16 protein-coding genes and 2 pseudogenes are annotated in these 21,059 nt (G+C 70.8%); 7 read left to right on the plus strand and 11 right to left on the minus strand.

Annotation, left to right across the window (positions count from 1 at the left end):
- Positions 1-65: 65 nt before the first annotated feature.
- The 4 genes from IE273_RS20505 (at position 66) to IE273_RS20520 (ending at position 5,875) form a co-directional block, all read left to right on the plus strand.
- Positions 66-455: a hypothetical protein gene (locus tag IE273_RS20505; RefSeq protein WP_189816632.1), complete on the plus strand. Its 390-nt coding sequence runs from the start codon at positions 66-68 to the stop codon at positions 453-455.
- A 55-nt stretch (positions 456-510) separates the two neighbouring features.
- Entirely contained in the window at positions 511-2,325 is a 1,815-nt protein-coding gene (locus tag IE273_RS20510; protein ID WP_189816633.1) for a peroxidase family protein, read from the plus strand.
- Entirely contained in the window at positions 2,322-5,285 is a 2,964-nt protein-coding gene (locus tag IE273_RS20515) for a patatin-like phospholipase domain-containing protein (protein ID WP_189816634.1), read from the plus strand. Before IE273_RS20510 ends, IE273_RS20515 begins: the two co-directional genes overlap by 4 nt.
- 188 nt (positions 5,286-5,473) lie before the next feature.
- A complete protein-coding gene (locus tag IE273_RS20520; protein ID WP_189816635.1) occupies positions 5,474-5,875 on the plus strand; it encodes an STAS domain-containing protein in 402 nt (133 codons plus the stop codon).
- Positions 5,876-5,949: 74 nt separating this feature from the next.
- Here the strand turns inward: IE273_RS20520 and IE273_RS20525 are convergent, their stop codons facing one another.
- The 4 genes and pseudogenes from IE273_RS20525 to IE273_RS20535 form a co-directional block, all read right to left on the minus strand.
- A complete protein-coding gene (locus tag IE273_RS20525) occupies positions 5,950-6,597 on the minus strand; it encodes a sensor histidine kinase (protein ID WP_229887302.1) in 648 nt (215 codons plus the stop codon).
- Between the two features lie 24 nt (positions 6,598-6,621).
- A pseudogene (locus tag IE273_RS45185) lies at positions 6,622-6,939 on the minus strand (hypothetical protein); the annotation flags it as partial.
- A 56-nt stretch (positions 6,940-6,995) separates the two neighbouring features.
- A complete protein-coding gene (locus IE273_RS20530; RefSeq protein WP_189816637.1) occupies positions 6,996-8,072 on the minus strand; it encodes a glycerophosphodiester phosphodiesterase family protein in 1,077 nt (358 codons plus the stop codon).
- Positions 8,073-8,111: 39 nt separating this feature from the next.
- Positions 8,112-9,332, minus strand: a complete 1,221-nt coding sequence (locus tag IE273_RS20535; protein WP_229887303.1) for an alkaline phosphatase — start codon at positions 9,330-9,332, stop codon at positions 8,112-8,114.
- 430 nt (positions 9,333-9,762) lie between these two features.
- Here IE273_RS20535 and IE273_RS45190 point away from each other — a divergent pair, with 430 nt between their 5' ends.
- A complete protein-coding gene (locus IE273_RS45190) occupies positions 9,763-10,266 on the plus strand; it encodes a helix-turn-helix transcriptional regulator (protein ID WP_189816639.1) in 504 nt (167 codons plus the stop codon).
- A 322-nt stretch (positions 10,267-10,588) separates the two neighbouring features.
- Here the strand turns inward: IE273_RS45190 and IE273_RS20545 are convergent, their stop codons facing one another.
- Positions 10,589-12,565: a multicopper oxidase family protein gene (locus IE273_RS20545; RefSeq protein WP_229887304.1), complete on the minus strand. Its 1,977-nt coding sequence runs from the start codon at positions 12,563-12,565 to the stop codon at positions 10,589-10,591.
- A gap of 547 nt (positions 12,566-13,112) precedes the next feature.
- Between IE273_RS20545 and IE273_RS20550 the strand changes: the two genes are divergently transcribed.
- On the plus strand, positions 13,113-13,532 hold the full coding sequence (locus IE273_RS20550; protein WP_229887305.1) for an SMI1/KNR4 family protein: 420 nt from the start codon (positions 13,113-13,115) through the stop codon (positions 13,530-13,532).
- Positions 13,533-13,823: 291 nt separating this feature from the next.
- Here IE273_RS20550 and IE273_RS20555 read toward each other — a convergent pair whose 3' ends face one another.
- The 6 genes from IE273_RS20555 to IE273_RS20580 form a co-directional block, all read right to left on the minus strand.
- Entirely contained in the window at positions 13,824-14,669 is an 846-nt protein-coding gene (locus IE273_RS20555) for an alpha/beta hydrolase (RefSeq protein WP_229887306.1), read from the minus strand.
- A 344-nt stretch (positions 14,670-15,013) separates the two neighbouring features.
- A complete protein-coding gene (locus IE273_RS20560) occupies positions 15,014-17,221 on the minus strand; it encodes a beta-L-arabinofuranosidase domain-containing protein (protein ID WP_189816640.1) in 2,208 nt (735 codons plus the stop codon).
- A gap of 394 nt (positions 17,222-17,615) precedes the next feature.
- Positions 17,616-17,957, minus strand: coding sequence for a hypothetical protein (locus tag IE273_RS20565; RefSeq protein ID WP_189816641.1), 342 nt, complete (start codon positions 17,955-17,957; stop codon positions 17,616-17,618).
- The gene (locus tag IE273_RS20570) at positions 17,954-18,616 is read right to left on the minus strand and encodes an RNA polymerase sigma factor (protein WP_189816642.1); all 663 of its coding nucleotides are present in this window, start codon (positions 18,614-18,616) and stop codon (positions 17,954-17,956) included. Before IE273_RS20570 ends, IE273_RS20565 begins: the two co-directional genes overlap by 4 nt.
- 63 nt (positions 18,617-18,679) lie before the next feature.
- Positions 18,680-19,153: a hypothetical protein gene (locus tag IE273_RS20575; RefSeq protein ID WP_189816643.1), complete on the minus strand. Its 474-nt coding sequence runs from the start codon at positions 19,151-19,153 to the stop codon at positions 18,680-18,682.
- A 174-nt stretch (positions 19,154-19,327) separates the two neighbouring features.
- The gene (locus IE273_RS20580) at positions 19,328-20,023 is read right to left on the minus strand and encodes a type 1 glutamine amidotransferase domain-containing protein (RefSeq protein WP_189816644.1); all 696 of its coding nucleotides are present in this window, start codon (positions 20,021-20,023) and stop codon (positions 19,328-19,330) included.
- Positions 20,024-20,163: 140 nt separating this feature from the next.
- Between IE273_RS20580 and IE273_RS20585 the strand changes: the two are divergent.
- Positions 20,164-20,766: pseudogene (locus IE273_RS20585) on the plus strand (LysR family transcriptional regulator); the annotation flags it as partial.
- Between the last annotated feature and the right edge of the window lie 293 nt (positions 20,767-21,059).

Raw genomic sequence — 21,059 nt, forward strand, 5'->3', positions numbered from 1 at the left:
CTTCCCATATCGTAGGAACGAAGGCGTGAACGTCCCCTGGACGCCCGCCTGGAAGGGACGCTGAGATGGACGTGCGGACGGCCGCGCGCCGTTCTCTGGCCGTCATCCGACTGGTGAACGGCGCGGCGGCGCTGCTGACCCCGCGGGTGATGGCCCGCCGTCTGGGCGCGGACCCCGGACAGCCCGCCCTGGTCTACGTGCTCCGCATGTTCGGAGTGCGCACCGTGGTCATCGGCGCCCAACTGCTCTGCCCTGCGGACGCGGACGAACGCGGCCGGCAACTGCGCACCGGCACGCTCATCCACGCGAGCGACGCCCTCGCGGCCGCCTGCGCCGGCCGCGAGGGCCTGCTCCCGCGCCGCATGGCCGCCGCGGCCACGGCGATCTCGACGGTCAACGTCGCCCTGACACTCGTCGCCCGGGGGTGGCCGTGCCGGCTGCCGGACGTCCGCTGACGCCGCAGCCGCCGCGCCGGGCCTCCCGGGACGGGACGCCGGAAGGAATCCCCTCATGAGCACAGCACCACAAGGCCGGGCCCCGTGGTTCGTACAGCTGCACGACCGGCTGGCGGTCGCCGTCGACCAGAGGGTCGGCTGGCGGCGCCTGCCCAAGCCCCTCGCTCTGCTGACCCTCGTCGGCCTGCGGGACAACCTGCGCCGCAAGAACCTCTTCGACACCGGTTCCTACCCGTCGCGCGACCTGCCGGAGGTCGGCCCCCCGAACGTGCAGAACCTCACGTGCCGCACGGCCGACGGGACCTACAACGACCTGGCCGACCCCCGCATGGGCATGGCCCGTTCGCGCTTCGGGCGCAACGTGCCGCCGGACCGGGCATGTCCCGAACCCGAGCCGGGCCTGCTCTCCCCGAGCCCGCGCGAGGTGAGCCGGGCCCTGCTGACCCGGCACGCGTTCGTCCCGGCGGAGTCCGTCAACGCCCTGGTCGCCGCCTGGCTCCAGTTCATGGTCAGGGACTGGGTCAGTCACGGGCAGGGCACCATGGACCGCCCCTGGCACCTCGACCTGTCCGACGACGACCCGTGGCCCGCACCACCGATGCTCATCCCGCGGACCATCCCGGACCCCACCCGCCCCGACGGGCACGACGGTCTGCCGCCGACCTTCCTCAACGAGAACTCGCCCTGGTGGGACGCCTCGCAACTGTACGGGAACAACCTGGACGAGCAGCGGTCGCTGCGCACCGGCCAAGGCGGCAGGCTCCGGGTCCCCGACGGCCCGCTGTTCCCGGACGACCCGGACAAGGACCCGGCGGCAGTACCCGGCTTCTGGGTGGGACTGGCCATGATGCACCTGGTCTTCCTGCTCGAACACAACGCGATCTGCGACGCGTTGCACGACGCCTACCCGACGTGGTCCGACGAGGAGCTCTTCCAGCGGGCACGGCTGATCAACGCCGCGCTCCTCGCCAAGATCCACACCGTGGAATGGACGCCCGCGGTCCTCAGCCACCCGACGACCGTCACCGCGTTGCACACCAACTGGTACGGCCTGCTGGGCGAGCGCCTGCACCGGCTGCTCGGCCGTCTCGGCAGCGGCGAGGTGCTCAGCGGCATCGTGGGCGGGCGCACGGACCACTTCGGCGTCCCGTACTCGCTCACGGAGGAGTTCGTCGCCGTCTACCGTATGCACCCCCTCATCCCGGACGACTGGAGCTTCCGGTCGGCCGCCGACGACTCGCTCCTCCAGGAGGCCGGCTTCCGGGAACTGACGGGGTGGCACGCGTACGACATCCTCGGCAAGCACACCCTGACCGACCTGCTCTATTCCTTCGGCACCTCCCACCCGGGCCTGGTCACCCTGCACAACTACCCGCGGTTCCTCCAGGAGTTCCAACGGCCCGACGGCAAGCTCATGGACCTCGGGGCCGTCGACATCCTGCGGTCGCGCGAGGTGGGGGTGCCCCGCTACAACGAGTTCCGGCGCCAGTTCCACCTGCGCCCCGCCAAGGACTTCCACACCCTCACGGACAACCCCGTCTGGGCCGAGGAACTGCGCCGGGTCTACGACGGGGACATCGAGCGCGTCGACCTCTCGGTGGGCCTGTTCGCCGAACCCCGCCCCAAGGGCTTCGCGTTCAGCGACACGGCCTTCCGCGTCTTCGTCCTGATGGCCTCCCGCCGTCTCAACAGCGACCGGTTCCTCACCAGGGACTACACACCGCAGGTGTACACCCCGACCGGCCTGGACTGGATCGAGAACAACACCATGACCAGCGTGCTGCTACGGCACTTCCCGGGGCTGCGGGCGTCCCTGCGGTCGGTGGACAACGCCTTCGCCCCGTGGACCGCGGCCGGGGGCCCGCGGTGAGACATGAGGCGGGCGACGGAAAGCGCGGTCTGTCACGTGTGCTCGGCGGTGTCCTGGCCGTCGTGGCCCTCGCCGTCTTCGGCGCGGGGCTCTGGATCCGCCAGCGCGCCCCAGCCGTCGACGACATGGGACTGCAACTGGCCGGCGGCGCGCGTGCGGCGCACACCCTCGTCGGCGACCGGACGGCCGACTTCCGTACGGCACTGACGGCCGACTTCGTCCTCATAGGGACGTACACCGTCAGCGCGGTCCTCGCGTTCTGGCTGAGCCACCACACCATAGCCTTGCGCATGAGACACCGCTGCCTGACCGTGTACGGGATCGGCGCGGTCGTCGCGGCGTGTGTGTGCGCCGTGACCGAGAAGCTGCTGCTCCTCCATGGGCTGAGCGGCGCGGACTGGGCGTTCGCGTGGGCGGCGGGCTTCGCGACGGTCAAGTGGCTGCTGGTCGTTCTCACCGTGCCGGTCGCCGCGGTCCTGGTCGGGATCGTCCTCAAACGAGCCGCGTTCCACGGCTGCGCCCGGCGCAGGTACGAAAGGGAGCGCGCACGCCACCGGACATGCGGGTGCGGGAACGGGCACGGGGGCGGCACGACCGGCTCCGGCCCCGAGGGGCCCGAGGTCGTCGCGCCCTGGCCCGTGATGGCGTGGGGCCGGACGCGCTGGCCTGGCACGGCACGCGGTGACCCGCCGCGTTCCAGGGAGACGCGCTGGGAGAACGGCAGCCGGGTGCCACCCGGCCGGGAACAGGGCGCGCTCGGCTTCTGCGTCTCGGGCGGCGGCATCCGCTCGGCGTGCGTCACCCTGGGCGCGCTCCAGGCCCTGCGCCCCCAGCTGCGCCGGGCGCGCTACCTGGTGTCGGTCTCCGGGGGCGGCTACACCGCGGGTGCCCTGCAACTGGCGCTGGCCGGGCCGGACCGGAACCGGGTTCGTACCCGCGACGTGTTCATGCCCGGCACGCCGGAAGAGGACCACACCCGCCGGCACTCCAAGTACGTCGCGGAAGGCACCGGCCAGTGGCTGGCCGCCATCGGGGCCGTTCTGCGGGGCCTGCTGGCCTCCCTGGGGCTGCTCACCGCGACCGTGCTGGTCCTGGGGCTCGCCCTGAGCTGGGGCTACCACCTCGTTCCCCTGGCGGACCCCACCCGGCTCCCGGGCTTCCGGGGACCCGCGCTGTGGGCCGTCCTGGCCCTCCTGTGCTGCGCGGCGGTGTTGTGGTTCCTGTGGCTGGTGTCCCTGTTCCTCGCCCGGCAGCGCCTGTCGAGCGTGTTGAAGAGGGCCTTCCTCACCTTCGTGGTGGCGGGCCTGCTGCTGGCCGTCGTGGTGGTCGTCCTGCCCGCCCTGGAGTGGGTGACGGTGCGGCTGTGGACGCTCCACGCCCCGGCGACCGCGGTGAGCGGCGGAGTCGTGGGGCTGCTCACCTACCTGACCGTGCTGGCCGGCACCACATGGCGGCGCATCGAGTCCACCGAGCACGCCGTCGAGTCCGCCAAGCGCGCGCGACTGGTGCGCGCCGTGCCTGTCGTCGGCAAGTACCTGCTGGTGTGGGTGGTTCTCGTCGCGGTGGCAGCGGCCTACCTGCTCGTTCTGGGCGGGGCGATCCACGTCGGGCGGACCTGGCCCGTGGCGGTCCAGATCGGCCTTCCCGTCGTCCTCTGCACGGTCGCGCTGAGCCTCGACCAGACGTGGACGAGTCTCCACCCCTTCTACCGCGCCCGGCTGGCCTCCGCTTTCGCCGTCCGCCGCGAGACCGAGACGGGCGGTGAACAGCTGGCCGTCCCCTACGACTTCGACGAGCCGACGCCACTTCCCTGCTACGGCAGGCGGCACCCCGGCTTCCCCCAGGTCGTCTTCGCGGCGGCGGCCAACCTGTCCGGCGACGACCGCACACCGCCGGGGCGGCACGCTGTGTCGTTCACCCTCTCATGCGACTACGTCGGCGGCCCGGACGTCGGGTACGCCCGGACGGACGTCCTGTGGGACCGCACCGGACCGGTCATCCGCAAGGACCTGACCGTCGAGTCGGCCGTCGCCGTCTCCGGTGCGGCCTTCGCCTCGGCCATGGGACGCCAGGCGCGCGCGTTCCAGACGCTGTTCGCGCTCTCCAACGCACGGCTCGGCACCTGGCTGCCCAACCCCGGTGTTCTCGAAGCACTTTGGGACGAGCGCGCCGACTGGGCGCTGCCCCCGATGCCCGGCATCCGCCGCCTGCCGTACCTGTTGCGGGAGGTGTCCGGCCGCTACCCGTTGGACGACCGGATGCTGCTGGTCACGGACGGCGGACACTACGAGAACCTCGGCCTGGTCGAACTGCTCCGGCACGGCGTCGCCACCGCCGTGTGCGTGGACGCCAGCGGGGGCTCCGGGGCCTTCGCCCCCGCTCTGGCCGAGGCCATCGCCCTGGCCCGGGAGGAGCTCGGGGTCGAGATCAGGATCGCGCGCGAGGACTGGCGGAAGCTCGTCCCCGGCAGCGCGCCTCCCCTCACAGCGCAGCCGGCCCAGCCCTCCCAGCCCACCCAGCCCACCCAACCGGCCCAGCCGGCCCAGCCACCCCTGCCGAACCCACTGGCCGCCCTCGACCTCCGGCTCTCGGCCGACGCGGTGGTCGTGGGCGAGATCGTCTACCCGCGGCCACTGGTGGACGACCACGGTCGACGGCTGGGGACGCGGGGACGGCTGATCGTCGCCCGGGCCACGCTGACCCCCGACATGCCGTACGCACTCCTCGCATACGCCCAGGCCAACCGGGCGTTCCCCCACGACGGAACCAGCGACCAGTGGTTCGACAGCCGGCGCTTCGACGCGTACCAGGCACTCGGCCACTGGATCGGCGAGCGGGTCGCGCACCTGCTCCCGGAGGAGAGCTGCGCACCCCGGACCGGATGGCGGGGTGACGGAAGTCCGCGCGCCGGGCAGCGGGAACCGGCACGTGGGGGCAGGGCGGCCGGAAGGGTGCTCTGAGACGAGAGCGGTTCCACGGTCTCCCGCAACGGCCTGGTGGCTGGCGGGAGGTGGGCGGTGGGGGCTGGCTGCAATGACGTCGCGGTCGTCGTGTTCCTAGCGTGGACGCGTCGGCCGATCCGGCCGGACTCGGGCTCGCCTCGATGAGCCGACGACTGGTTGAACCCCTCTGAGAACGGGACACGCTCGTGAAAGCCGTCTGCACCGTCTTCGTCGGAACTCGGCCCACGGTGATGAATGTCGCCGGTGAGCTGGACATCGCCACCGCCGCCCACACGGACGCCATCCTCACCGCCGCGATCAGCGGCACGCATCCTGAGGTCGTCATAGACCTGAGACAGGTGACCTTCCTGGACTGCGCGGGAGTGCGCCCGCTGGCAGCCGCCGCGCGCCGAGTCCACGAGGCAGGGGGCTCGCTGACCCTGCTGGCCGGTCACCCCATGGTCGTCAAAGTCCTGCGCTTCAACAATCTGATTCCTGACGGAGCGGCGTCGGCGGACGGCGCCGTCCCGGCCCGGCACCTCCCCGCGTACCCGCTCGCGGTGCATCGTTGCGACCATCGCTGCCGCGCGCTGGCGGAGGAACGTTGACGGAGCCGCTTGCGGCCCCCGACCTGCGGGGATGACGGCACGGCCGGCGTCGTACGTCACCCCGCTGCCGCACGTCACCCGAGCGGGAGGCGCGCTTCCAGCGTCGTTCCGTGACCGCTGGGGCTGTCGAGGGTGAGGGTCCCGCCCAGGGCTTCCACGCGGTCGGTGAGCCCCACCAGACCCGAGCCCCGCCCCGCAACGGCCCCTCCGACGCCGTCGTCGTGAACGGACAGGCGCAGGGCGTCGTCGCGGGCATGCGCGGAGATGCGGACGGAGGACGCGAACGCGTGCTTGGTGGTGTTGGCCAGCGCCTCCGAGACGACGTAGTAGGCCGCCACCTCGACCGGCTCGGGCAGTCTCCGGGGGACATCGACGTCGAGTTCGACCGGAAGCAGTGTGCGACGAGCCAGGGCCCGGAGCGCGGGGGGCAGCCCGCCCTCCGAGAGGATCGCTGGATGGATGCCGCGGGAGAGCTCGCGCAGCTCGTCGAGCGCCGCCGGCAGCGTTTCGGTGAGCCGGGCCACCCTGGCCCTCAGCTCCGGTTGATCCACGGGTACGGCGTTCTGGGCGGCCCGCAGTTCCAGCACCAGGGACACCAGCCGCTGCTGGGTCCCGTCATGCAGGTCGCGTTCGATGCGCCGCCGGGCCTGGTCGGCGGCTGCGAGAATCCTGGACCGCGAGGTGGACAGTTCGGCATGGCTCTCCTGGAGCGAGTCGGCCATCCGGTTGAAGCTGCGCTCCAGAACGGCGATCTCACCGACCCCTGTTTCCGACGTCCGTGCCGTCAGGTCGCCGCCGGCGGCAACCGTTCGACGCGCGCTGGACGTGGGACTCGACCGACCGACCGACCGACCGACCGGCACGGCCACCGGGCCCTGGCCTGCGAACCCCGGCTGCACCGCCGGCTTCAGGGGGCGAACCTCACGGCCTCCCCGGCTTGCCGCCCACGACTGTTCCACCGTGCTTCTGCAACCGGCGGGTTCCTGCCCTGATGCTGACCGACGCGGTGGACTTCCGCACCCCGTACCTGCTTCCGCCGCCGGCCCGGGCCGGAACACGCACACCCCCCGGAGCGGGGAAGGTGCTCCGGGGGGCTGGTATGCGGAGTGGGCCGTGGGCGTCAGCCCTTTGACTCGTAGGCCTTCGGCAGGCGCATGCCGCGCTCGGCCATGATGTCCCGGACGCGGTTCGGGTAGTTGGTGATGATGCCGTCGATGCCCATGTCCATGAGAGCCTCGATGGTGGCGGGGTCGTCACAGGTCCACGGGACGACCTTCAGGCCGCGCTGGTGGGCCTCGGAGACCATCTTCTCGTCGACGTAGAACCTGAAGTCCGGGTTCGAGACGACGCCGTCCTGCGGGAAGCCGTAGACCGGGGAGAGCGCGGTCACGCCGGGGATGGCGGCTGCGGCCTTGACGAAGTCGCCGTCGTAGTCGTCGGCGTCGATGCCGCCGAGCCACGGGGAGGCGCCGGGCTTGCCGACCTGGAGGAAGTCGTAGTTGGTCAGCGCCACCAGCGGGTACTTGGGCGCGAGCTTGTGCATCTCCTTCAGGGCGCCCCAGTCGAAGGACTGGATGGTGACCTGGTCCTCGATGCCGGAGGCGTGGATCTCCTCGTACACGCGACGCACGAACAGCTCGCGCGGCGCGGTCTGTTCGGGGGCGCCGGCCTCGACCTTGGTCTCGATGTTGAGCTTGACCTGCCGGGCGTTGTAGCTCTTGACCAGGTTCAGGACGTCCTTGAGCTCCACCATGCGGTGGCCCTTGATCTGCTCCTGCTCGGGGAAGCCGGGCAGCTGCTGGTAGCCGCAGTCCATGGTCTTGATCTGCGCCAGCGTCAGATCCTTGATGTACTTGCCGACGTACGGGTACATCGGGTCACCCGGGGTGACCGGCGCGGTGTCCTTGCACTTCTGCGCGCTGATCTGACGGTCGTGGTTGACGACGACCTTCTGGTCCTTGGTGACGTGGGTGTCCAGCTCCAGGGTGGTCACACCGAGGCGCATGGCCTTGCCGAAGCCTTCCAGGGACTCTTCGGTGGTCATGCCGATGCCACCGCGGTGGGCCTGGAGGTCGAAGTGCGTCTTCTGGGGGAGCACCGTGGGCTGGGGGTCGGCGGGGGCCGCCTGGGCGGCGGTCGCCGGGAGGGCGAGCACGGGCACGGCGGCCAGTGCGGCGAGAACATGCCGGAGGGACACTACTAGCCTCGTATTACTCAGGGTCAGCCGGTCAGCCGGTCAGTGGCGGGGGGCCAGGACCTGGGACAGGACGTCGTGGACATACGTATTGGCGTGCTTGCCGGTGAACCGGCTCGCGAGCGGGCCGGCGGCCGTGACGGGCACGTCGACACTGGTGTGGCCGGACGTCGTCCAGTCGATCGTGAACGTCCGGTCACTGCCGTGGATCGTGAACGGGCCGTCCTCGGCCGAGACACCACTGCCGGACTCGTCCGCGGTGTCGTTCTCCTCGACCGCCAGGCCGCCGGTCTCGTGGTCGCCGGTGACGACGAGGAGGGTGTCCGGGTGGGTCGCCTGATAGGCGCGGGCGACGGCGACGGCCTTCTCCAGCTGCTGCATCGACTGCAGGACCCGCGTGCCGTTGTCGTTGTGCGCGAACTCGTCCACGCCTTCCTCCTCGACCATGAGGAAGAAGCCCTTCTTGTTCTTGTCCAGCGTCTTCAGTGCCTTGCTGGTCATCGTGGCGAGGTCGACGGCCGGGTCGTACACGTCGCCCTGGCCCTCGGGGCGCTGCTGGAACATCTCCTCGTTGCTGAAGAGACCGAGCAACTTGCCCTCGGGGGCCTTCTTCAGGTCCTTCGCGCTGGTGACGTACCTGTAGCCGGAGCGCTGCGCCTTGGCGATCAGGTCGCCCTTCGTGCCGCGGCTGCCCTCGCTGGTGTCCTCGGCGGGCTTGTCGGGGAAGGCACCCGCGGTGCCGGCCGGCAGCCACCAGTCCTCGCCACCGCCCAGGATGACGTCCGGCTTGCTGACGTCGAGGTACTGGCGGGCGATCTCGTCCTGCTTGCCGCGGTCGGCGGTGTTGGCGAAGAAGGCCGCGGGCGAGGCGTCGGTGACCTGCGCGGTGGTCACCAGGCCGGTGGACTTGCCCGCCGCCTTGGCCTGCGCCCCGAGCGTGGGGAGCGGGTTGCCGTCGGTGCCGACGCTGATCGCGCCGTTGTACGTCTTCTCGCCCGTGGCCCACGCGGTGGCAGCCGCCGCGGAGTCCGTGACCACGGCCTTGGGGTCGTCCGGTGTGGTCGTCAGCTGACCGGACACGGGAAGACGGTCCATCGTCAGCTGGCCCTGGAGCCCGGCGAGATGCAGTCGTGCCGCCTCACGTGCGGCGGCACCCATGCCGTCGCCGTTGATGAAGATGACGTTCTTCGCAGTGGGGGCCTTCGCCTTCGCCGTGCTCTGCGGAGCACTGGCGGACGCGCCCGGCGTGGGGTTGAGCACCATGGTCGCCACCACGGCCGCGGACGCCGCTGCGACAGGCGCCCCCCATCGCATACCACGCACGTTTCTGTTCACAAAACTCTCCCATGGGCATCGCAAAGTTCTTCCTTTGCAATCTAATGGGGTGCCGATCGGCCACGGCCTAACCGCAAGTGACGTCTGTGCCAACAGTCCGCGTCCGCGCGCGTGCTGCGCTCGCTCCATCGGCGTGCCGGCTCGCCGCGTGACTTGCAGAGCCTTCTGGAAGGCGGGTGCCAGGAACATGAACTTCCGTGCCATGCTTGTGGGGAGGTCGGAGAGGTCGTGACCGGTGCGAACCCCGACCTCGCCCTGCGTCCGACCTGCATTGGTGCTCCCCACCGGTTCCGAAAGTCGCGTCACCCATCGACTTCACGCGGTGGCTCGCGCATTTCGATGGTGGGCTGGAACTGGCGTGGGGCTCGGTGACGCGCCGACGGGTGATGACATTCCTGCCGGACCGAATTCCGGATCAGGAAAGCTTCACTGGCGGAGCGATGCGGCACCTCCAGACCCCCGCCGCGATCCAAGCGGCGCAGGTGGGCGCGGGTGCACCGGTCGTCGTGGACGCTGTCGGAGCGGATGGCTGCCGTGTCGAGGTCGCCCAGGCCGGCAGCGGCCTCCCGCACATCGCCCGGGCCATCGGCTGGATCCGCGATCACTACCACGAGCCGCTGAGAGTCGCCGATCTCGCCCGGCTCGCCGGCATGAGCCCTTCCTCCCGCCGCTCCAGTTCCAGAAGACCCTGCGCCTGCAAACGGCCCGGACACTGCTGTGGACCCGTTCGGAGAGCGTCGCGGAGATCGCGCACCGCGTCGGCTACGAAAGCACGTCCCGATTCAATCGGGAGTACCGGAAGATGTTCGGAACCTCTCCGGGGCGCGACACACCGGGGCGTGGTTCCCATGAGCAGGCCTGAGCAGGCCTGAGCAGGCCCGAGCGGACAGGTGGCTCGCGGCGTCGCGGGCGACGGACCGGCATGGCCGGGCCCGCGGGAGCCGTCCGACGGAGACGGCGAGAGCGAGACGGCGGGCTCGGCGGCCTCTGCGGTGGGCTTGCCGGAGGGCACCTTTCCTGTCGCGAGAACGGTCAGGCACACACATACGGTGAGCCCGGCGCTGGCGCTGGGGCGATACTTCCCCTCCCGTGACCGGGGGACACACGCGCAGCGGGGGCCGGCAGGTCGTCGGAGACCCCCGGCGACCCCGCCGCGGTGTGGGGGGCCGCCGTACGTCTGTTTGTCAGCCCATCGTCCCGTGGTCCATGGGCGGCATGCCGCGGTCGCCGCCGTCCGGCGTGCCCGGGGCGTTCATCATCTTCCGCATCATGTTCTGCAAGGTGAGCACCTGCGGTGGCATGACGACGAGGGGACGCATCATGCCCTCGTCCTCGTGGTCGAGGATGTGGCAGTGGTACATGAACCGGCCGGTCTCAGTGCCGAACTGGCCCGCGATGGTCACCATCGAGTTGGCCATCAGGTTGACCGTGTCCTTCCAGCCCGACTCGCTGATGGCGATCGGTACCGAGTCCTTGACGGCGATCGGCCTGGTGGTGCCGCCCAGCGCGGTGTCGAACGCCGTGCCGTCGACCGTGTGGCGTGCGAGGACCTGGAAGTTCATCAGGTGGATGTGCATCGGATGCTGGATATGCTGCTTGGCCGGACCCACGCTGATGAACGTCCACTTCTCCCAACTCCCGGAAGCGGCGTAGAAGTTGGCGGGATCCTCGAAGTGCTTGCCCAGGACGCGGAAGGTGCGGGTTCCGCCGGGCAGGGCGATCTGCACGACGCCCTTGCCGGTCTTGGTACCGGCGGGCGCCTCCTCAAGTTCCATGACCGTCGGCGTCCCCATCGGGTCGAGCGAGAGCAGGACGAAGCGTTCGACCGCGTTCTTCGGAATGCCGGACGCGCTCAGATGCCTGAACCGGGGGTCCAGCCTCTTGGGCGCGGCGTAGGCGCGGTGCCGGCCGAGGCCCACGCGGAACTGCATGACCTGCGGGTACGGCACACCGGCCGCGGGCGCGGGGGTGTCCGCGGGAGCCGGCGGAGCATCCGGAGCGCCGGGGGCGACGTTGACGAGCTTGAGCCGCCGGCCGCGGAAGGCCGCGAAGTCGATCACGATGTCGACGCGCTCGCCGGACGTGAGGGTGAGGGTGTCGTCGATGACCTCGGGCTTGTCGAGCAGGCCCAAGTCGGTGCCGATGACAAGAATCGCGCCCTTGAGGCTCTTGCCGGTCTTCTCGTCCACCAGGGCCAGGGTGTACGGGCGGGCGTTGGAGGCGTTCACCACGCGGAAGCGGTAGGCCGTGGCCTCTACGTCGAGGTAGGGCCACACCCGGCCGTTGACCATGGTGTACGGGCCCTGGAAATGCAGCGCGGACGTCATCACGCCGGGGACGGTGGGTTCGGTCTGGACTCGTTTCGCGAGGAGCTGTCCGTCGATCCGCCCCTGGGCGTCGGTGTCGAAGTTGACGTCGGTGATGGCCAGCGGGATCTCGTACCGGCCTCTCGGCAGATGGAGGCGGTCCTCCTCGTCGTCCCGGACGATGTAGTTGCCGAACAGGCCGGCCATCACGTTGAGGGCGGTCACCGGCATGGCGTGGTCGTGGTAGAAGAGGTGCGCCGCGGCCATGTCGTTGGTGTACTCGGCGAGCTGTGCGCTGCCGCGGGTCACGCCCGAGTCCGGCACGCCGTCGGAGATCGCGTGCTGCCGGCCGCCGTGCAGGTGGACGGAGGTCCAGGCGGTCAGCGCGGCCACCTCGGGCCGTTCCTTCGCGCCATCCGAACCGGGGGTGTTCAGCGCCGGGTAGCCCGGCGGCGTGCCCTGGGGCTCCACGAAGACGCCCTTGACGGGGATGGTGCCGGTGAGCTCGTTACGCCAGGCCAGCCGGACCTTCTGACCGCGCCGGGCCTCGATGGTCGGGCCGGGGAAGTAGCCCCCGTACGTCCACATGCGGGTCGCGGGGAGCTGCGAGTGCAGACGCACGTTCTTCTCGACGAGGCGCACCTCGGTGGTGCCCCGGTTCGAGGGCTTCAGGGTGGGCGGGATCGGCAGCTTGTCCCTGAACGGCCTGAGCTCGGTGACCTGTGGCGTCGAGGCGCCCTTGAGGTCGTGCCCCTCGCCGCCGGTCAGCCGCGCGGACATGTCCTCCGAAGCCTGGGCTTCGGTTGCTCCGCCGGCCAGCAGGTTCGCCCCTCCGTAGACCGCCGTGCCGGCCATGGCACCTCCGGCGATTCCCAAGAAGTTCCGCCTCTTGTGTACTGCCACGTGCTCTCTGCTCCCTGGTATGGCGTTTCTGTCGCGGCTTGTCCGCCCGCAGCGTGAAGTCCCGGCTGATGTCCGGCTTCACTGATTTCTGGGCTCGTCGCCATGTACAGCACCAGGAATTCCATTTCTGGTGTGCGCTTACCGCCGACTGAGCCGCTTCGGCATGAGCGTGAGCGCGGCCCGGAACTCAGCGCCTGAAGGTTACGCCGGAATGCGCGCACTTCCCGTCCCGTGGCCTACAGGTTCATACGGTTGGCGCTGCTCTTCCCGTAATCCTTTCGATTTGTGCCCTGTCGCGATGTTGTAGGCCGCCTGTCGCCGTATGGCAGGGGCGTGCGGGCCAACTCGCTGACAGCGGCCTGTGACCATGCGTCGGCCGGTACGCTCGCAGGTGGCTTACGTGAAATTCTTTTGATCATTTCTGCTGGCAATGGCTAACACTGTGAGTCGGCTCGGCATGAGGGCCGTGTCCGGGGCGGTAGTTGCGGGATTCCTGTACGTGCTGCACACCGGGAACCAGTGGGAATACCTGCCCAATGAGCTGAGCTTCGGCTCGGGCACAGGCGAGTTCGAGCGCCGGCACGGCTTTCCCCCTGGCACCAACGAGGTCCGGCCGGCCGGCCGCGCCGATCAAGCCGCGGCTCGCGCGCTTGCCCAAGTGAGCCTCATCCCGGCTGACCTGGCCACCTTCTACGACAGCATCGGCGACGTCACCTGGGCGGACGTCGGCAACGGCTACTTCCTCGACGCGCCAAGCGACGTTCTTCTGCGACTCCAGGAGTACGGCGTTGCCGACGTAGGCAAGGATCAGAAGGTCCACGGTCTGGTCATCGGATCGAACGGCGGCGGCCTGTCCTACGTTGTGGGCCCCGATGGGCCGATTCACCGGACGCGGACAGCGTCGCTGGACGAACCTTGACCCATTCTGTTAGCCGCTGTTAGCCACGATCCCAGCTCACATAGATGTGAGAGCATCGCTCGCAATCCGGACTGCTCGGGGGTACCCGGAGTCGATGGCGGTGAGCGGTGGACGTCTGTCCGGCGTCGCAAGAGGCTGCTCCCACAGCCACCGCTGGTACTCCGACCCCCCACAGCATCGCCCCGGTCATCCTCCTCACCGACCCCGCCTTCCGCGACGTCATCACCCCGCGCCGGGCACGCCTGGTCGTCCTCACCCCCAGAGGCCGGGCGTACTGGTGGGAGTGACGGGTCAGCCGACGGAGCGGGCCGCTGTGCTGATGACCTTGGCCACCGCGTCAGGGTGCGAGATCAGGGTCAGGTGTGACCCGCCCCGGAAGACGGTCGTCTTCGCGTGGGCGCGACGAGCCATGCGCTCTTCCGACCGCGGGGTGATGATCCGGTCGCCCGAACTGATGAAGTACCAGGACGGGATCGTCTTCCAGGCCGCGTGCTTCGACGGCGTGTCGAACGCGGCCGTCGAGGCGGCCCGCTGCGTCGCCCACAGGTTCTCGGCCTGGTTGGTGGGCAGGTCACTGGCGAAGTCCCTGACGAAGATGTTCTTCTTGAGATACAGGTTCTTCGCCCCGGACGTCGCCTGAGGGTACGCGGCGGTGTCGAACAGCGTGCTGGGCGGCGCGTTCAGTGCCGAGTTGGAGCCGCTCAGGGATCCGTTGGTCTCACCGACGGCGGGCGCGGCGGCGTCCACGTAGACCAGGGCCTTGACGTTCTTGGTCTCCGCGGCGGCGTTGGTGATGACACTGCCCCCGTAGGAGTGTCCGACGAGCACCACCGGACCGCGCACCGTCTTGAGGAAGTCGGCGATCGTCTGTGAGTCGGTGGTGAGGTTCTGGAGGGGATTGGCGATGGCACGTACCTGGTAGCCCTCACCGCGGAGGATCTTGACCTCGCCGTTCCAGCTGGAGGCGTCGGCCCAGGCGCCGTGGACCAGCACGATGGTGGGTTTGGAAGCGGCCGGGGAGGCCGCCGTCGGCAGACCCATGCCGTAGGCGTGCGTCGGGAGGAGCGCGGAGACGGCGAACGAGATGCCGGCCGCGGCAGCCGAGTAACGAAGCGAGTGCGTTCGGTGCATACCCATACCCACAGTTCTTGAGCCGGGGCGTGACCGCGACAGCGGCGACGGTACGAGTGATGACCTGCTGAGCGGTGTCATCCGAAGTCCTCGGGCACCGGCGGCCACAGGGCCTGGCGCACGGCCCTCCCACCCAATGTGCCATGCGCCGCACCGCCTCGCATCCGGAGTGCGTCGCCCATGGCCGAGCGGGCGACGACCCCGCGACCAACATCCGGGGCGGTGCCGCTCTGCCGGCTTCGTACCGGGAGCAGTTGGGCGGCAGGACGTCCGACGACCCGGACGACCGCGCCGGACGCGTGGGCCGAGTCGTCGGGACCTTCGGCCGAGGGCGCGTCCGGCGCACAGGGTCAGGAGGGGAACTGCGCTCGGGCAGCGGCTTCGATCAGTACCCGGCGCTGGGTCCGCGTCAGGTCACCCGCGGCGGTGCGTTCGTCGGCGACGTCGGTCACCGCCCGCACCAGTCCGCCCCGGTCGCGGAACGGGCCCCGATCCCATACCTCGTCGAGGAATGTCAGTCCCGCGCTGTTGGTGCGGTTCTCGACACCGGTGTCCGTGGCGCCGAAGACGATCTCGGGTTCGGCGCGCTTGAAGTACATGTGGTAGCTCGCGGTGGTGTTGATGTGGAAGGGGGCCAGGGTCAGGCCGTTGGCGGTGAACGTCATCGGCTCCCCCGTGGGGCGGATCACCCGGCTCAGGTCACGACTGAGGGGGTAGTCCCGGTACAGAGTGAGGTTCTGGTACTCCGTGGCCGAGCTCCGGATCACGAGCGGTACGGGGCCGTAGGCGACGGCCTGGGTCGCCGGGTCGTCCAGAGCGCGTTCGATGCGCAGGGTGAACGGCGCGGCGATCTCCACCCGGTCCCCGGTCCGCCAGCATCGGTTCAGTGAGACGTAGGTGCCGGGCGCGGCGGCGACGGGCTGCGGGACTCCGTTGAGCCGTACGGTGAAGCCGCGCTCGGCCCAGTAGGGGACACGGAGCCTCAGGTCGAGCCGTGCGTTCCCGGTGATGGTCAAGGTGCTGGTGCCGGCCGGGTCGGTCGGGTAGTCGGTGGACTGGGTGACGGTCAGTCCGCGCTCCGGCCAGTCGAGGGTCGACGCGAGGTAGAGGTTCACATAGAGGGTGGACCCGTCCGTGGAGCCGAAGTAGACGGAGTCCTGGAACTTCGCGTGGGTTTCGAGTCCCGTGCCGCCGCAGCAGGTGCCGAGGTTTCCGTAGGACCGTCGGGCGCCCGGATTCACCGGTACGAAGTAGGTCAGCAACGGGTCGGTGTCGCTCGACGTGTTCCGTCGTGAGCTGAGGATCTGGCCGTACAAGCTCCGCTCGTAGTACTGCATGTACTTCGGGTCGGCCGTGTGGAGGAACAGGCTTCGGCTCAGTTTGAGCATGTTGTACACGCAGCAGGTCTCGGCGTTGTCCCGCTGGATGGTCGCGGCGATGACGTCCCGGGCACCGAACATCTCCCCCGAACCCGCCATGCCGCCGTCGACGTATGTGCGGTGCGGTACCACCATGTCCCAGAAATTGCTGGCGGCGGCGAAGTACTGCTGTTCCCCGGTCTGTTCGTAGATCTCCAAGTACCCCTGGTACTGGGGGATGTGCTGGTTGGCGTGTTCCCCGTCGAGGGTGTCCCGGTCGTCCACGGCGGCCTCGAACAGGTAGGTGTTGTCGAAGCACTTGGCGGTCGTCAGGTACTTCTCGTCGCCGGTGAGGGCGTACAGGTCGGCCATCACCACGGGCATCGCGTTGTACTCGCCCGCGATGTAGATCTTCCACATCCGGTCGAGCTGGGTCCTGGGCAGGTGACCGAGCCTGCTGTATGCCCAGTCGCCCATGCCCTGGACGATCCGGAACGCCCGCTCGCTGCCCGTGTGTCGGTAGGCGTCGAGCAGGCCGCGCATGATCATGTGGCAGGTGTACCAGGGCGCCCAGATCCTGGGATAGGTGGCGTACTGCTCCAGCAGCGCGAACTGCGTTTCGGGATACGCGGCCAGGTAGCCGGCGCGGCTCGGCGCCGCGGGGTCGTCCGTGCCGACCAGCGCGGCCAGTGCGTCCTGACACTCGCCGAGCGCGCCGACCATGTAGTCGGCCTTGTCCTTGTAGACCTGCTCGCCGGTTCCGGCGTACGCGAGGCAGAGAGCGCTGAGGTAGTGCCCGGCGTAGTGGCCCCTGAGATTGCCGTCCGCGGTCTCCCAGCCGCCGGGCGGCTGGGCGCCGTGGGTGTCCAGTCCCGCGTTGGTGCGGAAGACGGCGAGCATGCGATCGGCCGGGTAGGCGCGCAGGAAGCGCAGGACCCGGTCGCGGTTCTCGGTGAAGAGGCTCGGTGCGAGCGTCACACGTGTGTTGTCGAAGGGTTTGACGATCCAGGACGAGGGTGTGGGCGTGGGCGTGGGGAGACGGCGACCCTGTACGGCGCCGGCTGCGGAAGTTCCAGCCGCTCGTTCGGCCGCCGTGGGTGTCGCCGCGCCGGCCGCCGTCGGGAACAGGGCCTGGAACGCCGGTATCGCGGTGGTGAGTGCGGTCAACCGCAGGACATCGCGGCGGGGGAGTTCCGACATGACAGCCTCCTCTGCGACAACGGACGCCACGCTGCTCCGACGGTGGCGTTCCGGAGATACGTGCGGTGCGGGTGCATGAGTGGAACCAGCGGAGCCGGCGCGAGCAAGCCTCGCCGTGCAGCAGTAGAGACGGTTGTTCGATATATCGAATATCGTTCGAATTCCTGGAAGAGGGTAGGAAGGTCGTTTCCCGGGTGTCAACCTCGATGCCGGAGGAACGTGGTCGTGCGCGGGACGGGTCATCGCATGACCGGATGGACGGCGACCCGGCGACCTCCTGCCGCCGGGCCGGCCGGGGCGCGGGCTTCTCTGGGGCGGCGGCTCCGTCACCCACCGCTCATGCCGCCCGGCCCAGCGCCCCGCGTTCCGTCGTGGAGGAGCGGCGCGGGTGGGTTCATGGTCGTCGCGCGCTCGGGGACGGCTGGGGCGTGGACGGGCTCACCGGGCTGGGGACGGGGGTCGGGGTGCCGATCGGTGGATGCGGGGACCGGGCCGGCTCGACCGGACGGGCCGATTCCCTGCGCACCGAGAGGAACACCAGCGCGGCCACGGCGGCCAGGACCAGCACGCCCGCCACCGCCCGGCGCACCAGGACCCGCCGGGACCGCACCGGCCCGGTCGGCGGGCGCAGGGGCCGCAGGTCGGCCGGGCCGACGGAGTGCGCCCGCGCGGCCAGTGCGGCCCGCAGCCGCTCCTCCACCGGCGTCGCCGTGCTCCCCGTACCGGACTCGTTCATCGCAGCCCCTCCAGACGCCGGCCCAGGGCGTCCAGCGCCCTGCTGGCCGTGGACTTGACGGCACCGCGCGACAGACCGAGCGTCGTCGCGATCTCGGCCTCGGTCAGATGCGACCAGTAGCGCAGCACCAGCACCTCCCGCTGCCGCCGGGTCAGCGTGCCCAGCGCCGCCAGCACCTCCCGGTGGTCCTCGTGCAGCAACACGTCCTCCTCGGGGGCGGGTGCGTGTCCCTCCGGGACGGGGGTGTGCGCCCGTGCGGTCCTGCGCCGGCGCAGCACCGAGCGGGCCGCGTTGACGACGCTGGTCCGCAGGTACGCCTCCGGGTCGTCCAGTCGCGCGAGCCGGTGCCCGTGCCGCCGGAACAGCGCGGTGAACGCGTCCTGGACGACGTCCTCGGCCGTGGGCAGGTCGTCCACCAGCAGCACCGCCAGGCGCACCAGGGACAGCCGACGGTGGTGGTACAACTCCTCGATGCCCGGTGGCTGTCCGGCTTCCACGGTGGTCCGGGCGCCGGTACGGGGCTCGGTGCCGGGCGCGGCCTGTGTCGTACCCCCGCGGGTGCGGGCGAGGAGGCGGGCCCGCAGCGCTGCTGTCAGGCGTCGCCAGGACGCGGGCCGCTCCCAGGGCACGGCCGCCGCCGGTGGTGTCGCTGTCGTCATGGATCTCCCGGAGCCGGGTGCGGGGGAGCCGCCGCGCGACGGCTCCCCCGCACCGGCCCTGCCTCAGTGCTGCTGCGGAACCGGTGCCGGCGTGGCGTGACGGTGGTGCGGTACGGGCGCCGGACGCGCGTGTTCCGGAGCGGGTGCCGGGTGCCGGGGCGCGGGAGCGGCGGTGGACGGCACCGGGCTCGGGGCGGCCGGTCCGGGGGTGGCGGGCACCGGGGAAGGCGTGGCCGGTACCGGGGCGGGGCTCGTCGTGCGTACGGGGGAGGGGACGGGGGACGGGGTTCCCGTGCGCACCGGCGACGGGACCGGGGACGGGGTCGCCTGGTCACGCGCCGGGGCCGGGGCGGCGGCACTTCGGGAGTGGGCCGTGGGGTGGGTGGCGCGGCTGTCGGTCGCGGCCGGGCCGTCGTCCTGGGCCGCCTGGGCGGTCAGGGTTCCGGCGACGGCCAGGGCCGCGCCTACGGCGGAGACCCCCAGCGCGGCGCGCAGCCGGTGGGTGCGGTTCGGGCGCGGGGCACGGTGTACGGACATGTGTTCCTTCGGTCGCTCAGGGTCGGACAACTGGACGGGGTGGAGGCCTCCACCCCGACAGACGTCCGACCCCGGGCGAGGTTGCGGGTGACGTCCGGCGAATTTTCCGCCATCCGTTTCCCGCCATCGCTTCCCGCCACTCGCGAGCGACCGCCCACCCCCGCCCGAGGGGTCTCAGCCCAGGTGCTTCAGCAGTTCCTCGGCGACCGGGGCCGAGGAGGCCGGGTTCTGGCCGGTGATCAGGTTGCGGTCCACCACGACGTGCGGCGCCCACGGCTCACCCGCCCGCACCTCGACGCCCGCCTCGGTCAGCCGGTCCTGGAGCAGCCACTTGGCCTGCCCGGCGAGACCGCCCTGGGTCTCCTCCTCGTTGGTGAAGGCCGCCGCGCGGTAGCCGGCGAAGGCGTTGCCGCCGTCGGAGCGGACCGCGGCGAGCAGGGCGGCCGGACCGTGGCAGACCACGGCCAGCGGCTTGCCCGAGTCAAGGGCCGCCACCAGCAGCCGGCCCGACTCGGCGTCCACGGCCAGGTCCTCCATGGGGCCGTGCCCGCCCGGGTAGAACACGGCGGCGAACTCGGTGAGGTCCACCTCCGCGAGCTTCACCGGCGTCCGCAGCTCGGTCATCTCCTCCAGCGCGCCGGCGATCTCGTCGGCCTTCTCCTGGCCGCCGTTGACCTCGGCGGCCAGGCTCGCCCGGTCGACCGGCGGCACCACACCGCCCGGCGTGGCGACGACGACCTCGTGACCGGCGGCCTTGACGGCCCGGTAGGGGACCACGGCCTCCTCGGCCCAGAAGCCGGTCGGGTGCGCTGTGCCGTCGGCGAGCGTCCAGTGATCGGCGCCGGTCATCACGAACAGGATCTTCGACATGGGGTTCTCTCTCCAGAAGGCTTGCGTCCACAGGCGCCTCGGGGCCGCGGATGCGGCGGTTCGGGCCTGCGAGAACGAACGTAGGCGAGTCGGCCCATAGGCATCCAATGAAGCACCGAATGGCTGACATTGGGTTTCCTATGGCGGCCGGGGAATACGCGGCGGCCATACTCGGACCCGTGGAGACCGCTTCCCCCGCTTCCCTCGACCTGAACCTGCTGCGCACCTTCCTCGCGGTGTACCGCTCCGGTTCCTTCACCGGCGCCGCCCGGCTGCTCGGACTGTCCCAGCCCACGGTGACGACGCAGATGCGCGCACTGGAACGGCAGACCGGCCGGGAGCTGTTCGAACGGCTGCCGCGCGGTGTGACGCCGACCCCGGTGGCCGACGAGCTGGCTGCCCGGATCGCCGCGCCCCTGGACGAGCTGGCCGCCGTCGCCGGTCCCACGCCGCAGGCCGGGGCCCGGGCCGAGCCCGTCCATCTGGCCGGCCCGGCGGAACTCCTGTGCACCCGGGCCCTGCCGGCCCTCGCGCCGCTGATCGCGGAGGGCGTACGGCTGCGGGTGGCGACCGGGCTGACCGATCCGCTGCTGGACGAACTGCGGGCCGGCCGCCACGATCTGGTGATCGCCACCACCCGCCCCCGCGGCCGTACGGTGCACGCCGTCCCGCTCACCGACGAGGAGTTCGTACTGGTCGCGGCCCCGATCTGGGCCGAGCGGCTGCTGGGGCGCGGACCCGCGCGGGAGAACGAGGGCGAGGGGGCCGCCGGGCGGAAGACCGAGGGACGCGGGGTTGCCGTGCGGGATACGGACACCGACGGGGTCGTCGTACCGGAGACCGACGACGAGGTCCACGGACAGGGCCCGGCGGGGCTGGGCCCTGAGGGTCTGGGGTCGGCCGGGCTGGGCGGCGGGGGTCTGGGGTCGGCCGGGCAGGGCGGCGGGGGTCAAGAATCCGCCCTGCGGGGCAGCGAAAATCAAGGGCCCGCCGTGCAGGGCGCCGAGGACCAAGAGCCAGCAGGGCAGGGCACCAA

Origin of the sequence: Streptomyces olivaceoviridis (assembly GCF_014650115.1) — a bacterium.
Taxonomy (GTDB): Bacteria; Actinomycetota; Actinomycetes; order Streptomycetales; family Streptomycetaceae; genus Streptomyces; species Streptomyces olivaceoviridis.

Coding starts and splice junctions, on each gene's coding strand:
- IE273_RS20505 (WP_189816632.1), top strand. CDS start 66: ATGGACGTGCGGACGGCCGCGCGCCGTTCTCTGGCCGTCATCCGACTG.
- IE273_RS20510 (WP_189816633.1), top strand. CDS start 511: ATGAGCACAGCACCACAAGGCCGGGCCCCGTGGTTCGTACAGCTGCAC.
- IE273_RS20525 (WP_229887302.1), bottom strand. CDS start 6,597: ATGGCCGACTCGCTCCAGGAGAGCCATGCCGAACTGTCCACCTCGCGG.
- IE273_RS20535 (WP_229887303.1), bottom strand. CDS start 9,332: ATGGTGCTCAACCCCACGCCGGGCGCGTCCGCCAGTGCTCCGCAGAGC.
- IE273_RS20545 (WP_229887304.1), bottom strand. CDS start 12,565: ATGGCCGGCACGGCGGTCTACGGAGGGGCGAACCTGCTGGCCGGCGGA.
- IE273_RS20555 (WP_229887306.1), bottom strand. CDS start 14,669: ATGGGTATGCACCGAACGCACTCGCTTCGTTACTCGGCTGCCGCGGCC.
- IE273_RS20560 (WP_189816640.1), bottom strand. CDS start 17,221: ATGTCGGAACTCCCCCGCCGCGATGTCCTGCGGTTGACCGCACTCACC.
- IE273_RS20565 (WP_189816641.1), bottom strand. CDS start 17,957: ATGAACGAGTCCGGTACGGGGAGCACGGCGACGCCGGTGGAGGAGCGG.
- IE273_RS20570 (WP_189816642.1), bottom strand. CDS start 18,616: ATGACGACAGCGACACCACCGGCGGCGGCCGTGCCCTGGGAGCGGCCC.
- IE273_RS20575 (WP_189816643.1), bottom strand. CDS start 19,153: ATGTCCGTACACCGTGCCCCGCGCCCGAACCGCACCCACCGGCTGCGC.
- IE273_RS20580 (WP_189816644.1), bottom strand. CDS start 20,023: ATGTCGAAGATCCTGTTCGTGATGACCGGCGCCGATCACTGGACGCTC.